This is a genomic window from Streptomyces sp. NPDC048506, from assembly GCF_040651315.1.
GTDB lineage: Bacteria > Actinomycetota > Actinomycetes > Streptomycetales > Streptomycetaceae > Streptomyces.
On sequence record NZ_JBEZIX010000054.1, the window covers coordinates 25721 to 40060 of the forward strand.

Consider the following 14340-nt stretch of genomic DNA (forward strand, 5'->3'; position numbering starts at 1 on the left):
GCGCCAGGATCACCGCCGGCACCATGTCGATGTCGGACAGCGCCGGTCTCCGACACGCATCAACCTTCCGCTCGGCCATATTTCCCCTGGCCCTTGCCTCCCATCATGCGTGGGCAGACGTCCAACGGCGTTGCCGTCGCAAGGTGGTATCCGGCCCGTTCGTCCAACAGCAGCGGAACGAGCCTGCGCAGCGACTGGCGCAGCGGGACGATCGCGCCGCCGGCCGGGTCCCGCCACCACTCCACGCCGTGCAGCGCCAACGCCTCCTTGACCAGGGCGAATTGCTCGGCGTCCAGGCGGTAGGCGCAGGGCGGGTCGGAGAGGGTCTGTGCGTCGGTGGGGGGTGTGTTGTCGGCGCCGCCGAGGTAGACCGGACCGCGGTCGGCGTACCCGGCGCGCCGGGCGGCGGTGGTGGCCGCTTCGATGCGCTGCCGGTGCCGGTCGAGGAACGTCACCATGCCCTTGAGCGCCGCCAGTTGGGAGTCGACCCGGCGTCGGTTGTTGAGAGCGGGGTCGGCCTTCTCGGCGGCCGGGAGGGGGTCGATCCGGGTCTCGACGAGCAGCCCCACGGAGCCCTTGACGCCCGCGGTGTTGCGGAGGATGCGCTCCTGGCCGTCGCCCGCGACCTGCTTGACGGGCTCGCCTGTCTGTGGATCGGTCCAGATGCCGTAGACGCCGGTGCTGAATCCGGCTTCCCGGACGGCGGGTTCGACGAATTCCTTGGAGAGCACGCCCGCCTCGCGGTGCACCGCGTCCGCGGTGTTCAGGTTCCGCGGCCACAGGGACAGCAGGTCCTTCGTGTAGTAGGGGACGGTGGCGTCGTACTCGTGCAGGTCGTAGACGGAGTCGGGGCGGTAGTCGCGGATGACCGCGGCCACCGCGCGGGCCTCGACGGTCTGGAGGGCGAGGTGGTCGCGGTTGATGTCCTTCCCCTCGGCGTTGCCCCGGGTGTCGGCGGCCCGGCCGTCGGGGTTGGCGGTCGGGACGACCATCACGCTGGTGCGCTCCAGGAAACGCCGGGTCGCCCGGTCCCGGGCGTAGGCGAGGTTGCGGATGGTGGCGAGGCAGGCCTCTCGGCCGGAGGGCTCGTCGCCGTGCTGGGTGCAGATCAGCAGGACGGAGTTGCCGCGTCGGACGTCGGCGGGACGCCGCGGGGCGGGGGCACCGATGCGGACGAGTTGCAGGGGGCGGCCCTGCCCGGTGGTGCCGATCCGGTCGATCCGTACGCGTGGGGTGGCGCGGTCGACGGCGGCCAGAAACGTCTGCTCCTCGGACTGGCTGGTCCAGCGCGCACCGTTGCTGGTCTCGAACCCGGTGCGCGGGGTGTGGCTACCGGCGGCGCCGGCGGGGGCGGCGGTCAGGGTCGCGCCGAGCGTGGCGGTCAGGCCGAAGGCCACTGCCGCCAGGGAACGGAGTCGTCCGGGGCGGCGGGAGAGGAGTGTCACGAGAGGTGCCTCCCTCGGGAGAGCGTGGGGGTGTGTGGGGGTTATGTGGGGGTCGGGCGGGGCCGCCGCGGTGGAGGCGGCCCCGCGGTGGTCATCGGGCCATCGGCAGCCGGCTGAGGGAGCGCGGCGGGGCGATGCCGTCCAGTGGTGTGCCGTCGCCCATGCGCCGGGGCGCACCCGCGGTGGCCCGCGCGAAGGCCGGGGCGCCGCCGGTCAGCGGCAGTGCGGCGGAGGTACGGGAGAGGTCGAGGGTGAGCGTCGGGCGGGACGCGGGCGGGTCGATCAGGCCGGCGTCGGTACCGGCCACGATCAGCGCGAGCCGGTGTCCGGCGGGGACGATGTGGTCGGTGGCCCCCAGGTCGAGGGTGAGGGTGTAGGGCTTGCCCGGGGTGAGCGGGCGGCCCTTGTGCGGGTCGGCGTAGTTGCCGAGATCGGCCCAGCCGCGGCTGACGACGGTGTGCGCCACCTTCTGGGTGTCGGCGGCGGTCTCCTTGAAGCAGCCGGTGTCGCCCGTCGTGCCGGAGCCCCAACAGGTGCGCTTGTCGAGGGTGGTGATGCCCTCCCCGTCGGCCGCGTAGTTGCGGATGGTGTCGGGGCCCAGGTCGACCAGGACGGCGGAGAGGTGGGCGGTCGAGGTGCTCGGGGTGGCGGTCACGGTCACCGTGCCGGAGCCGGAGAGCCGCAGGGGTGCGCGCAGCGGGCCGGTGGTGAACCCGGCCTTGGCGGGGGTGGGTTGATCGATCCGGGCCGCCCAGTCGGCCTCGCTCAGCTTCGGGTCGTCGGTGAAGGTCTCGGTCGCGCCCTGCGGGGCCTTGGTGGTGCCGAGGACGCCGACGCCGGGCGCGCTGCCGGTGTGCGGCCGCAGCGTGGTGGCCCGGGTGCCGGGGGCGGGCCACTGCGGATCGGTGGACCAGGTGCCCGGGGAACGCTCGATGTCGGCCATCGGGGCGCGCTCGATGCCGTTGTCGTAGCCGAGCAAGTAGTGGTCGAACCAGCGGTGCAGGGTCGTGACCCAGGCGCTCCGCCGGAAGTCGAAGGGGTCGACGTGGCCGGTCTGGGAGAGCCAGATCTTGCGCTGGACGCCGTGCCGGGCGAGCGCGTCCCACCACTGGCCGGCGTTCCGGGTGCGGACGTTGAGGTCCTGCATGCCGTGCACCAGGAAGACGCTGGCCCGGACCTTCCCGGCGTTGCGGACGTAGTCCCGCTCGGTCCACAGCCCGGTCCAGTCACCGCTGCGCGGCGCACCGTCGACGAGCTTCTTCTGCACCGCGGCGCAACGTTTCTTCGCCTCGGGGCCGTCGACCACGTTCGCGAGCCCGTCCGGACCGGAGTCGTAGAGCGGGGCGCCCTTGGCGAAGTAGTAGTCGTACCAGGAGGAGATGCCGGCGATCGGGACGATGGTCCGCAGCCCCTTGACCCCGGTGGCCGCGACACCGTTGGCGATGGTGGCGTCCCAACTCTTGCCGATCATCCCGGTGTTGCCGTTGGACCAGTCCGCCGTGACCGGTCGGCCTCCGGTACGGGCGGTATAGGCGCGGCCCCGGCCGCCGAGCCAGTCGACGACGGCCTTGGCGGACTGGATGTCCGAGCGGCCGCCGACGTCGACACAGCCGTCGGAGCGGTTGGTGCCGGCCAGGTCGACGAGGGCCGTCGCATAGCCCCGCGGCACGAAGTAGTTGTCGTAGAAGAGCGGGAACTGGATCGGCCGGCCGTGTGCGTCGTATGTCTTCTTCTGGCTCTCGTTGCCGCGCCCGCAGCAGGAGTAGTACGGACTGGCATCCATGATCACGGGTATTCGGCGGCCCTGCTGGGCGGGTTCGGAGGGCCGCATGATGTCGACGGCGACGCGGTCGGTCCGCCCGTCCCCGTCGCCGTCGAGCCGGGTGTCCACCCAGACCGATTCGCGTATCGCGCGGTCGTAGGCGTAGACGGGTCTGCTCTCGCCGTGTCTGCCCGCTCTGGGCGCCGCCTGCACGGCGGCCGGCCCGATCAGGGTGGACAGCAGGGCGGCGACGGCCGCCAGCACGAGTGCTGTGAAGGGGATGCGGGGGAGCCGCGCAGGATTCGTCACGAGCGGACGGTAGCGCGGCCCAACTCCCCCGCGTAAGGGTGCATGTGACGACGGCTGTGCGCACGGTGACGGAGGGGGCGACAGCGGACGGGCGGACGGCCGGGGCGGATTGCGGTTCATGTCGGTCATGTGTCAGATCGGACCATGTACATGACGCCGGCCCGCGCAGTACATAGGGTCCCGAAGGAGAGCCATCCCCCTACGAGTTGGAGGACTCGTGCGTCACAGACTCCTCGTCCCGGGCGCGGCCGCGCTCAGCCTGCTGCTGGCGATCCCGGCTTCCGCGGCCAGCTTCACCCCGGGCGCTCCGGGCGTGGGCGACACCTACTACCCCGAGAGCGGAAACGGCGGATACGACGTTTCCCACTACGACCTGCGGCTCAAGTACCAGCCGAAGACCGACCTGCTGGAGGGCACGGCGACGCTGTCCGCCCGGACCACCCAGGACCTCTCCCGATTCAACCTGGACTTCGGCCTCAAGGTCAGCGAGATCCGGATCAACGGCAAGAAGGCCACCTTCGCCACGTCCGGCAAGCACGAGCTGGAGGTCACCCCGGCCACCCCGCTGGCGAAGGACACGGCGATCAGCGTCGTGGTGCGCTATGCCGGCAAGCCGTCCGAGCTGAAGATCGACGACTTCACCGCCTGGGCCCGGACGCCCGACGGCGCGGTGGTGGCACAGGAGCCGGACTCCGCCGTGTGGTGGTTCCCGAGCAACGACCACCCCACCGACAAGGCGACCTACGACATCTCGGTGGCGGTCCCGGACGGCACCCAGGCGCTGAGCAACGGCGTGCTGGCCTCGGAGTCCTCCAAGCTCGGCTGGACGCGCTACAACTGGCGCTCGGACAAGCCGCAGGCCACGTACCTGACGACGCTGGCGGTCGGCAAGTTCGACATCACCACCGACACCACCGCGAACGGCCTGCCGGTGATCAACGCCGTCAGCAAGGACCTCGGCGCCAACGAGGGCTCGGCGAAGGCCAGCATCGAGCGCACCACCGAGATCACCGAATGGCTGGAGGGCGTCTTCGGGCCCTACCCGTTCAACGCGGTCGGCGGCTACGTCCCCAACGTGCCGGCCCGGTACGCGCTGGAGACCCAGACCCGCCCGTTCTACGGCAAGAAGGCCTTCGACCGCGGGACGAACGTCTCGGTCGTGGTCCACGAGCTGGCGCACCAGTGGTACGGCGACAGCGTCTCGCTCAAGGACTGGAAGGACATCTGGATCAACGAGGGCTTCGCCGCCTACAGCCAGTGGCTGTGGTCGGAGAAGGAGGGCGAGGGCACCGCCCAGGAACTCGCGGACTACGTCTACTCCCAGCACCCGGCGGACGACGCGTTCTGGACCGTGCGGCCGGGCGACCCGGGCGCGGAGAAGCAGTTCGACGCGGCCGTCTACGACCGTGGCGCGCTGACCCTCCAGGCGCTCCGCAACAAGGTCGGTGACAAGGTCTTCTTCGACATCCTCAAGTCCTGGCCGACGGAGCACAAGTACGGCAACGCCTCGGTGGCCGACTTCGTGAAGTTCGCCGAGAAGAAGTCCGGCAAGCGGCTGGCCGCGTTCTTCGACACCTGGCTGTTCCAGCCGTCGAAGCCCGCCTCGGCCGCGGCCAAGCGGACGTTCGGCGCCCACCAGGCACCGGTCGCCCAGCCGAAGTCGTGGAAGCAGATCGCGGCCACGCACGACGTGCACGGTCACTGATCACGACGTACACGGACACCGTTCCGGAAGCCCGGCCACCGGTGCCCCGGTGGCCGGGGGCGCGGCGGGAACCGTGCGGAGCCGGGGTTCTGCCCCGGCTCCGTTCGCGCGCCCGGACGTCACACCCGGGTGTGTTGACTTGTCGGGTCGATGACGCGGTCGACGGGCAGGCCCCCCGTCCGCCTAACGAGCACGCGCCGCGCGGCGTGCCCGGCGGGCGATCGGCATGAACCGCAGGCGCTCCGGAAGCGCCGGGACGACCGTACGGACCACCCACCCGAAGCGGCGCAGCCGGCGCTCCTGGGCATCCGACCACTCCAGGCCGATGGCCCGCCGGGCATCCGGCGGCATCAGGCCGATCGTGATGAACCGTCGGAAGCGGGCGAACCGCGGACCCAGCCACGGCCAGGTCAGCCGGAACAGCAGCCGCACCCACCGGGGCCCGCGGTCGGGGGCCGGCGGCGGCCGGTCGGTGGCGATCAACTCCCCCACCACCACGGTCTCTTCGAGGTCCTCAGCGAGGACTGCGCGGTAGTACGGCCAGAACTCCTCGATGGTCTGCGGCATATCGCGGTCATGGATGCCCAGGACGCGCCCCACCTGGAGCCACTCGGCGTACAGCTGGCGTTCCTGCGCCTCGGTGAAGGGGCGGCCGAGATAGCGCTGGGCGTGCCGGAAGACGGGGTAGCCGGTGGCGTGCACCCAGGCGTAGTAGGCGGGGGTGAGCGCGTGGTACGGGCGGCCGTGGGCGTCGGTACCCCGGATGGCCTTGTGCAGCCGACGCAGCCGGCGCCCCTCCTCGACCGCGCCCTCGCCTCCGTACACCCAGAGTTGCAACGAGGCCAGCGACCGCTCGCCGCGTCCCCACGGGTCGGTGCGGAAGACGGAGTAGTCGTCCACGCCGGCGCCCACCGCGGGGTGCGCGACCTGCATCGTCAGTGCGGGCGGCAGGGTCAGCAGCATGCGGATGTCGCCCACCATCGACCAGAGCACACCTCCGACCGGCGGGGGTTTTGGGTCAGTTTTTGCCGTATACATTGTATTAATCATCATACGGCTGCATTCGGCGACCCGTGGGTAGCCGACCCCGCACCCACCGGGCGGCGCATGACCCAGTACATCAGGAAACCACTCGGCCGCGATCCACCGGGACCGACAAGACCCTCGCCCCGTCACCCTGTCGACCCGTAAATCCCCCTCCTCTCAATCTCTTCACACCCGGATGGTTACTTCGAAGTAACCCCAGCTGGTTGGATATGCGGCGCCGGAGCAATCCCCCACCCCCCAAAGGGAGTTCCCGTGTCGCACCGAGCGCTGCGCACTTCCCGGGCCGCGGCGACCGCCGTCGCCCTGGCCGCCGTCGCCGTCACCGTCGCATCCCCCACGGCATCGGCCGCCACCGCCCCTCACCTGAAGGTGCTCACCTACAACACCTTCCTCATGAGCAAGAACCTCTATCCCAACTGGGGCCAGGACCACCGCGCGCAGGCGATAGCGGCCGCGGACTTCTTCCAGGGCAACGACGTGGTCGTGCTCCAGGAAGCGTTCGACAACTCCTCCTCCGACGCCCTGAAGTCCCGTGCTTCCGCGCAGTACCCCCACCAGACCCCGGTAGTCGGGCGGAGCAAGGACGGCTGGGACGCCACTGGCGGCGCCTACTCCGCCGTCACCCCGGAGGACGGCGGTGTGACGCTGCTGAGCAAGTGGCCGATCCTGCGCAAGGAGCAGTACGTCTACAAGGACGCCTGTGGTTCGGACTCCTTCGCCAACAAGGGCTTCGTCTATGCGGTGTTGGACGTCAACGGCACAAGGGTGCACATCGTCGGCACCCACACCCAGTCCACCGACTCGGGCTGTAAGGCGGGCGAGGCGGCCGCGGACCGCGCCAAGCAGCTCAAGGAGGTGGACGCCTTCCTCGACGCCAAGAACATCCCGGCGGACGAAGAGGTGATGGTCGCCGGCGACCTGAACATCGACTCACACAGCGCCGAGTACGACGCCCTCCTCAGCAACGCCGACCTGGCCCCCGCCGACAGCCGTACCGGCCACCCGTACTCCTTCGACACCCAGGACAACTCCATCGCGAAGTACCGCTACCCGACCGACCCCCGCGAGGACCTGGACTACGTCCTGCACCGCAACGGCCATGCCCGGCCCGCCGGTTGGCAGAACGAGGTGGTCAAGGAAGAGTCGGCGCCCTGGACCGTCTCCAGCTGGGGCAAGGACTACACCTACACCAACCTCTCCGATCACTATCCGGTGATCGGCGGCTGAGCCCTCGGCCGTCCCGCGGGCCGGCGGGTGCGGAGTTCAGTGGTCGTAGACCGTCACCGGTATGCCCCGCCGGGTGAGTCGTTCGGATATCAGCGGCTCCACCCGGGACCACTTCCCGCCCGCCAGCCCGCAGCCGATCCGGGGCATGTGGACCGACGCCCCGAGCTCCTCGGCCTTGGTGGCGACCCGGGCGAGCCCCGCGTCGATGGCCTCGTACCGCACCGGCACCCCCTTGCTGCCCGTCCTCGTCCCCCGCTGGCCGACGACATTGGCCACCCAGAGCCGGTCACCGACCTGGACGAACTGGGCCGCGCCCAACCCGAAGTCGTTCCGCGCGCGCTCGCGGTGCCACTTCCGGTACGCGGCCTCCGGCTCCGGCCAGCGGCGGGAGAGCGCGAGCACGAAGCCCTTGCCCCAGCCCCCGAGGTCGTTGCAGATATGCGCGATCACCTTGACGCCCTTGCCCTGCGGCGCCGTGGCGTCCCCCTTGACGTATGAGATCCCCGTCTTCTCAGTCATGTCTCCACGGTACGGGGGACCACTGACAATCGACCGGTCCGTCACAGCGCAAGGGCGGTCGCGGACGCCTCCCGGCTTCCGCGACCGCCCTGACCTGCTACAGGTGGCTCTACTGCGTAGTGGCTACTGCGCCAGCTCCCGCTCCTCGGCGATCCGGGCCACCCGGCCGCGGACCGCGAACCAGCCGGCGACCAGCGCCGCGGCCAGGACCGGGATCAGCATCACGGTCTGCCGGCCGACGCCGTCGTCGAACCACATCAGGACGATGACGCCGAGCAGGAAGGCGATCGTGGCGATATCGGTGACCGGGGTGCCCGGCAGCCGGAAGCGCGGACGCTCGACCAGACCGGCCTTGGAGCGACGCACGAACACCATGTGGCAGACCATGATCGTGCACCAGGTGCTGATGATGCCCAACGCCGCGATGTTCAGCACGATCTCGAACGCCTGGCCCGGCATGACGTAGTTGAGCCCGACGCCGAGCACGCACACCGAGGAGGTGAGCATGATGCCGCCGTACGGCACCTGGTTGCGGTTCATCCGGCCGGCGAACTTCGGTGCGGAGCCGGCCATCGACATGGAACGCAGGATCCGGCCGGTCGAGTAGAGCCCGGAGTTCAGGCTGGACATCGCCGCGGTCAGCACGACGAGGTTCATCACGTCGCCCGCAGCCGGGACACCGACGTGGGACAGCACCGTGACGAAGGGGCTCTCGTCGCCGGTGTACTCCTTCCACGGCATCAGCATCGCGAGCAGGACGACCGAGCCGACGTAGAACACGCCCACCCGCCACATGATGGAGTTCACGGCCTTCGGCACGACCTTCTGCGGCTCACCGGTCTCACCTGCGGTGACACCGACCAGCTCGACCGCGGAGTAGGCGAAGACCACACCCTGGAGCACGATCACGACGGGCAGCAGGCCGGTCGGGAAGAGGCCTCCGTTGTCGGTGATCAGGTTCAGACCCGGCGCATGGCCGGCGACCGGGTGCTGGGTGGCCAGCAGGAAGATGCCGATGAACATGAAGACGACCAGCGCGGCGACCTTGATGATCGCGAACCAGAACTCCAGCTCACCGAAGATCTTCACGGAGATCAGGTTCACCGTCAGCACGACCGCCAGTGCGATCAGGGCCATCACCCACTGCGGGACGTCGGTGAACAGGCTCCAGTAGTGCGTGTAGAGGGCGATCGCGGTGATGTCGGCGATACCGGTCGTCGACCAGTTGACGACGTACATCCAGCCGGCGACGTAGGCGCCCTTCTCCCCCAGGAACTCCCGGGCGTAGGAGACGAACGAACCGGACGACGGGCGGTGCAGCACCAGCTCGCCCAGGGCTCGTACGACGAAGAAGGCGAAGATGCCGCAGACGGTGTAGGCGACGGCCAGAGCAGGGCCGGCGGAGTGCAGCCGGCCGCCGGCGCCCAGGAACAGGCCGGTGCCGATCGCCCCACCGATGGCGATCATGTTGATGTGCCGGCCCTTGAGGCCCTTGCTGTAGCCCGCGTCGCCCGCATCCTGCTGCGCGCCGCTCCCCCCGCCAGGTGACCTGTGGGCTGTCTCGGTGACGGTTTCCGTGCTCACTGCTGGTGCTTCTCGCTTTCGGGCAGGCACTTGCGCTGAGGCAAGCGATAGAGCGGTGGCCGGAACCCCGCGGATCGCGCGGGCGGCCGACGGCACACCTTCCCCGAAGAGTGCCCCTCCGTCTGTGGGCAAGATCACAGCGTGTACAGGACATCCAATATTTGTCCGAATTTGTCGCGAAATACCTGGCGAAGCAATTTGACGGACGCCGCAAATTCGCCCGTTTCCGGTTCCCATTCCTCGCGGACACCCAGAACTTCTTGGCCTGTTCTCTGTGACTCAGGCGCACATTCATCGCCTCGACGGCCCGATTGACCTTCACTTCCACGAAACCAGACACCGGCGACGGTCGCCGGCTCCACCGGTCCGTCGACCCGCGGGCGCCCCTCACCCGGTCCCCCCGGAGCCTCGCGCTCCTCGTACGCCGGCCGGCGACACGATCTCGCCACGGCACATGCCGAGGATGTTTCACAAGAGTGGTGAGACAGCAATACTGTTGAACATGAGGGAGTCCGCCACCGGTCTGACCGTCGACGAACTGGCCGCCCGCGCCGGCGTCACGGTCCGCACCATCCGCTTCTACAGCACCCGCGGTCTGCTGCCGCCACCGGAGATCGGTCCGCGCCGGGTCGGCCGTTACGGACCGGATCACCTGTCACGGCTGGCGCTCATCGAGGAGCTCCAGCACCAGGGGCTCACGCTCTCCGCGATCGAACGCTATCTGGAGCAGCTGCCGCCCGACCTGAGCGCCCAGGACCTGGCCATCCACCGTGCCCTGGTGGCGAGTTGGATACCGGATACGGCGGAGGACGCCACCCGCGACCAGCTGGAACGGCGGATCGGCCGGGAGTTGACCGAGGAGGATCTGGACCGGCTCGCGGCCATGAGCGTGCTCGTCCGCACCGAGGATCCACAGGTGTTCCGGGTCGACCCCGGGCTGCTGCACCTGGGCACCCGGTTGCTGGACGTGCCGATCGCCCTGGAGACGATCCTTGCGGCGCGCACCGTCGTCATCGAGCACACCCGCTCGGCGGCACGTGAGCTCAGCCGGCTCTTCAGGGACGAGGTATGGGAGCCGTACCGGGAAGGCGCGCCGGACGCGGAGGAGATGGCGCGGATGAAGTCGCTCTCGGCCCATATGCAGCCGATGGTGGTGCAGGCGCTGGTCACCGCGTTCCAGCGGTCGATGAAGCAGGAGCTGCGGGAGTGGTTCGGCAAGGAAGGCGAACCCGGCCGCAGGGACACCGCCGGACAGGAGTGACGGGGCGGGCCACCTCGGCCCGCCCCGTACCCGGTCAGTCGCTGAACTTCTCGCCCTTCTCGGCCTTGTCGACCAGCAGCGCGGGCGGCGCGAACCGGTCGCCGTAGGCCGCTCGCAGCTCGCGGGCGCGGGCCACGAATCCGGGCAGGCCGACGAGCTCCTCGCGACCCGGCCCACCCTGGTATCCGTTGATGTACTGGATCACGCCGCCGGTCCAGCCCGGGAAGCCGATGCCGAAGATCGAGCCGATGTTGGCGTCGGCGACAGAGGTGAGCACGCCCTCCTCGAAGCAGCGGACGGTGTCCAGCGCCTCGGAGAAGAGCATCCGCTCCTGCATGTCCCGGAACGGGATGCCGGCCCCCTCCGTGGCGAAGTGCTCGCGCAGCCCCGGCCACAGGCCGGTGCGCTTGCCGTCCTCGCCGTACTCGTAGAAGCCGGCGCCACCGCTGCGGCCGGGGCGCCCGAACTCGTCGACCATCCGGTCGATGACCTGGTCGGCCGGGTGCGGCTGCCAGGTGCCGCCGGACTCCTCGACCGCCCGCCTGGTCTCCTCACGGATCTTGCGCGGCAGGGTGAGGGTCAGCTCGTCCATCAGCGAGAGCACCTTCGCCGGGTAGCCGGCCTGGGCGGCGGCCTGCTCCACGGAGACCGGGTCGAGACCCTCGCCGATCATCGCCACGCCCTCGTTGATGAACTGGCCGATGACGCGGGAGGTGAAGAAGCCACGCGAGTCGTTCACCACGATCGGGGTCTTCTTGATCTGGCGGACCAGGTCGAAGGCGCGGGCCAGCGCCTCGTCGCCGGTCCGCTCGCCCTTGATGATCTCCACCAGCGGCATCTTGTCGACCGGGGAGAAGAAGTGCAGCCCGATGAAGTCCTGGTCGCGCTCGACGCCCTCGGCCAGCAGCGTGATCGGCAGGGTGGAGGTGTTGGAGCACAGCAGCGCGTCCGGCGCCACGATGTGCTGGATCTCCTTGAACACCTTGTGCTTGAGGGCGACGTCCTCGAAGACCGCCTCGATGACGGCGTCACAGCCCGCGAGGTCCGCCGGCTCGGCGGTCGGTGTGATGCGGGCCAGCAGCGCGTCCGCCTTCTCCTGGGTGGTGCGTCCCCTGGCGACGGCCTTGGCGCACAGCTTCTCGGAGTAGCCCTTGCCCTTGGCGGCGGCCTCCGGGGACACGTCCTTGAGGACGACCTCCATGCCGGCGAGGGCGCACGAGTAGGCGATGCCGGCGCCCATCATGCCGGCGCCCAGGACGGCGACCTTGCGCACCGTGCGCGGCTCGATGCCCTTGGGCCGGTTGGCGCCGGAGTTGACGGCGTTGAGGTCGAAGAAGAAGGCCTGGATCATGTTCTTGGAGATCTGGCCGGTGACCAGCTCCGTGAAGTACCGGGCCTCGATGGTCAGTGCCGTCTCGAAGTCGACCTGGGAGCCCTCGACGGCCGCGGCGAGGATGTTGCGCGGGGCCGGGTACAGCGCACCGTTGGTCTGCTTCTTGAGGTTGGCCGGGAAGGCGGGGAGGTTGGCGGCGAACTTCGGGTTCGCCGGGGTGCCGCCGGGGATCTTGTAACCGGGCACGTCCCAGGGCTGCTGGGACTCCGGGTGCGCGTCGATGAAGGCGCGCGCCTTGGCCAGCATCTCCTCGGGAGTGGCGGCGACTTCGTGGACCAGGCCGTTCTCCAGCGCGCGCTGCGGGGAGTACTGGGTGCCCTGGAGGAGCACCTTCAGCAGGGCGTCCGTGATGCCCATCAGCCGGACCGTTCGGGTCACGCCGCCACCGGCCGGGAGCAGGCCGAGGGTGACCTCGGGCAGGCCGATCTTGGAGCCCGGGGCGTCGAGCGCGATGCGGTGGTGGCTGGCCAGCGCGATCTCGTAACCGCCGCCGAGCGCCGCGCCGTTGATGGCCGCGACGACCGGCTTGCCCAGGGTCTCGATGCGGCGCAGGGAGCTCTTGATTCCGGTGCCCGTCTCGAACACCTGCTGGGCGTCCTCGGGGCCGGCCTTGATCATGTCCTTCAGGTCGCCGCCGGCGAAGAAAGTCTTCTTCGCGGAGGTGTAGATGATGCCGCGGATGGCGTCCTGCTCGGCCTCCGCGCGGTCGGCGATCGCCGCGATGGACTCCTTGAACGCCTGGTTCATGGTGTTCGCGGACTGGTTGGGGTCGTCGAGGACGAGCGTGACGATGCCGGTCTCGTCCTGCTCCCAGCGGATGGTGGTGCTCTCGGTCATGGCGGGTTCTCCGTAGAAGTCTGGTGGGCCGCTGGGTTACAGGCGTTCGACGATGGTGGCGATGCCCATGCCGCCGCCGACGCACAGCGTGGCCAGGCCGTAGCGCTTGTCCTGGCGCTCCAGCTCGTCGACGAGCGTGCCGAGGATCATCGCGCCGGTCGCGCCGAGCGGGTGGCCGAGGGCGATGGCGCCGCCGTTGACGTTGACCTTGTCGAGCGACAGGCCCATGTCCCGGACGAAGCGCAGGACGACCGCGGCGAAGGCCTCGTTGATCTCGACGAGGTCGATGTCGTCGATGGTCAGCCCGGCCTTGGCGAGGGCCTTGCGGGTCGCGGGCGCGGGGCCGGTGAGCATGATCGTGGGCTCGGAGCCGGAGACGGCCGCGGAGATGATCCGTGCGCGGGGGCGCAGCCCGTACCGCTCCCCCACGGCCTTGGAGCCGATCGCCACGAGCGAGGCGCCGTCGACGATGCCGGAGGAGTTGCCCGCGTGGTGCACATGGTCGATCTTCTCGACCCAGTGGTACTTCTGTAGCGCGACGGCGTCGAAGCCGCCGAGCTCGCCGATGTCCGCGAACGACGGCTTCAGCTTGGCGAGGGAGTCGGCGGTGGTGCCGGGGCGCAGGTGCTCGTCGTGGTCGAGGACGACGAGCCCCGAGCGGTCCTTGACGGGCACGACGGACCGGTCGAAACGGCCGTCCTTCCAGGCCGCGGCGGCGCGCTCCTGGGACAGGGCCGCGTACTCGTCGACGTCGCGCCGGGAGAAGCCCTCGACGGTGGCGATCAGGTCGGCACCGATGCCCTGCGGTACGAAGCCGGTGTCGAAGTTGGTCATCGGGTCGGCGAACCAGGCACCGCCGTCCGAGGCCATCGGCACCCGCGACATCGACTCGACACCGCCCGCGAGCACCAGGTCCTCCCAGCCGGAACGGACCTTCGCCGCGGCCAGGTTGACGGCCTCCAGGCCGGAGGCACAGAAGCGGTTCTCCTGGACGCCCGCGACCGTGTCGGGCAGCCCGGCCGCGATGGCGGCGATCCGGGCGATGTCGGACCCCTGGTCGCCGACCGGGCCGACGACGCCGAGCACGATGTCGTCGATCGCCGCCGGGTCGAGGTCCGGGTAGCGGTTCCGGATCTCGTGGATGAGGCCGACGACGAGGTCGATCGGCTTGGTGCCGTGCAGGGCGCCATTGGCCTTGCCGCGTCCGCGCGGGGTGCGGATCGCGTCGTAGACAAATGCTTCGGTACTCAC

The 14340-nt window shown here is 69.9% G+C and carries 10 protein-coding genes; 3 read left to right on the plus strand and 7 right to left on the minus strand.

Annotated features, from left to right (window positions below; genetic code table 11):
* Positions 1-59: 59 nt before the first annotated feature.
* On the minus strand, positions 60-1361 hold the full coding sequence (locus AB0C96_RS34135) for a M14 family metallocarboxypeptidase (protein ID WP_362922989.1): 1302 nt from the start codon (positions 1359-1361) through the stop codon (positions 60-62).
* A 175-nt stretch (positions 1362-1536) separates the two neighbouring features.
* Positions 1537-3516, minus strand: a complete 1980-nt coding sequence (locus AB0C96_RS34140; protein ID WP_362922935.1) for a Xaa-Pro dipeptidyl-peptidase — start codon at positions 3514-3516, stop codon at positions 1537-1539.
* Positions 3517-3733: 217 nt separating this feature from the next.
* Between AB0C96_RS34140 and AB0C96_RS34145 the strand changes: the two genes are divergently transcribed.
* A complete protein-coding gene (locus AB0C96_RS34145; protein WP_362922936.1) occupies positions 3734-5221 on the plus strand; it encodes a M1 family metallopeptidase in 1488 nt (495 codons plus the stop codon).
* A 183-nt stretch (positions 5222-5404) separates the two neighbouring features.
* Here the strand turns inward: AB0C96_RS34145 and AB0C96_RS34150 are convergent, their stop codons facing one another.
* Complete coding sequence (locus AB0C96_RS34150) at positions 5405-6259, minus strand: oxygenase MpaB family protein (RefSeq protein WP_362922938.1); 855 nt, start codon at positions 6257-6259, stop codon at positions 5405-5407.
* 261 nt (positions 6260-6520) lie between these two features.
* Here AB0C96_RS34150 and sph point away from each other — a divergent pair, with 261 nt between their 5' ends.
* Entirely contained in the window at positions 6521-7495 is a 975-nt protein-coding gene (sph, locus tag AB0C96_RS34155) for a sphingomyelin phosphodiesterase (RefSeq protein ID WP_362922940.1), read from the plus strand.
* A gap of 36 nt (positions 7496-7531) precedes the next feature.
* Here the strand turns inward: sph and AB0C96_RS34160 are convergent, their stop codons facing one another.
* Together AB0C96_RS34160 and AB0C96_RS34165 are read right to left on the minus strand one after the other, a co-directional pair.
* Positions 7532-8014: a macro domain-containing protein gene (locus AB0C96_RS34160; protein ID WP_362922942.1), complete on the minus strand. Its 483-nt coding sequence runs from the start codon at positions 8012-8014 to the stop codon at positions 7532-7534.
* A gap of 123 nt (positions 8015-8137) precedes the next feature.
* Entirely contained in the window at positions 8138-9598 is a 1461-nt protein-coding gene (locus tag AB0C96_RS34165) for an amino acid permease (RefSeq protein ID WP_362922944.1), read from the minus strand.
* Positions 9599-10100: 502 nt separating this feature from the next.
* On the opposite strand from AB0C96_RS34165, the gene AB0C96_RS34170 reads away from it, so the two are divergent.
* Positions 10101-10859, plus strand: coding sequence for a MerR family transcriptional regulator (locus AB0C96_RS34170; protein WP_362922945.1), 759 nt, complete (start codon positions 10101-10103; stop codon positions 10857-10859).
* A gap of 34 nt (positions 10860-10893) precedes the next feature.
* On the opposite strand, the gene AB0C96_RS34175 is transcribed toward AB0C96_RS34170, so the two are convergent.
* Positions 10894-13089 (minus strand): 3-hydroxyacyl-CoA dehydrogenase NAD-binding domain-containing protein, encoded by a 2196-nt coding sequence (locus AB0C96_RS34175; RefSeq protein WP_362922948.1) that lies wholly within the window; start codon positions 13087-13089, stop codon positions 10894-10896.
* A gap of 36 nt (positions 13090-13125) precedes the next feature.
* Positions 13126-14340 (minus strand): acetyl-CoA C-acetyltransferase, encoded by a 1215-nt coding sequence (locus tag AB0C96_RS34180; protein ID WP_362922950.1) that lies wholly within the window; start codon positions 14338-14340, stop codon positions 13126-13128.

Coding starts and splice junctions, on each gene's coding strand:
- AB0C96_RS34150 (WP_362922938.1), bottom strand. CDS start 6,259: ATGTATACGGCAAAAACTGACCCAAAACCCCCGCCGGTCGGAGGTGTG.
- AB0C96_RS34170 (WP_362922945.1), top strand. CDS start 10,101: ATGAGGGAGTCCGCCACCGGTCTGACCGTCGACGAACTGGCCGCCCGC.
- AB0C96_RS34160 (WP_362922942.1), bottom strand. CDS start 8,014: ATGACTGAGAAGACGGGGATCTCATACGTCAAGGGGGACGCCACGGCG.
- AB0C96_RS34175 (WP_362922948.1), bottom strand. CDS start 13,089: ATGACCGAGAGCACCACCATCCGCTGGGAGCAGGACGAGACCGGCATC.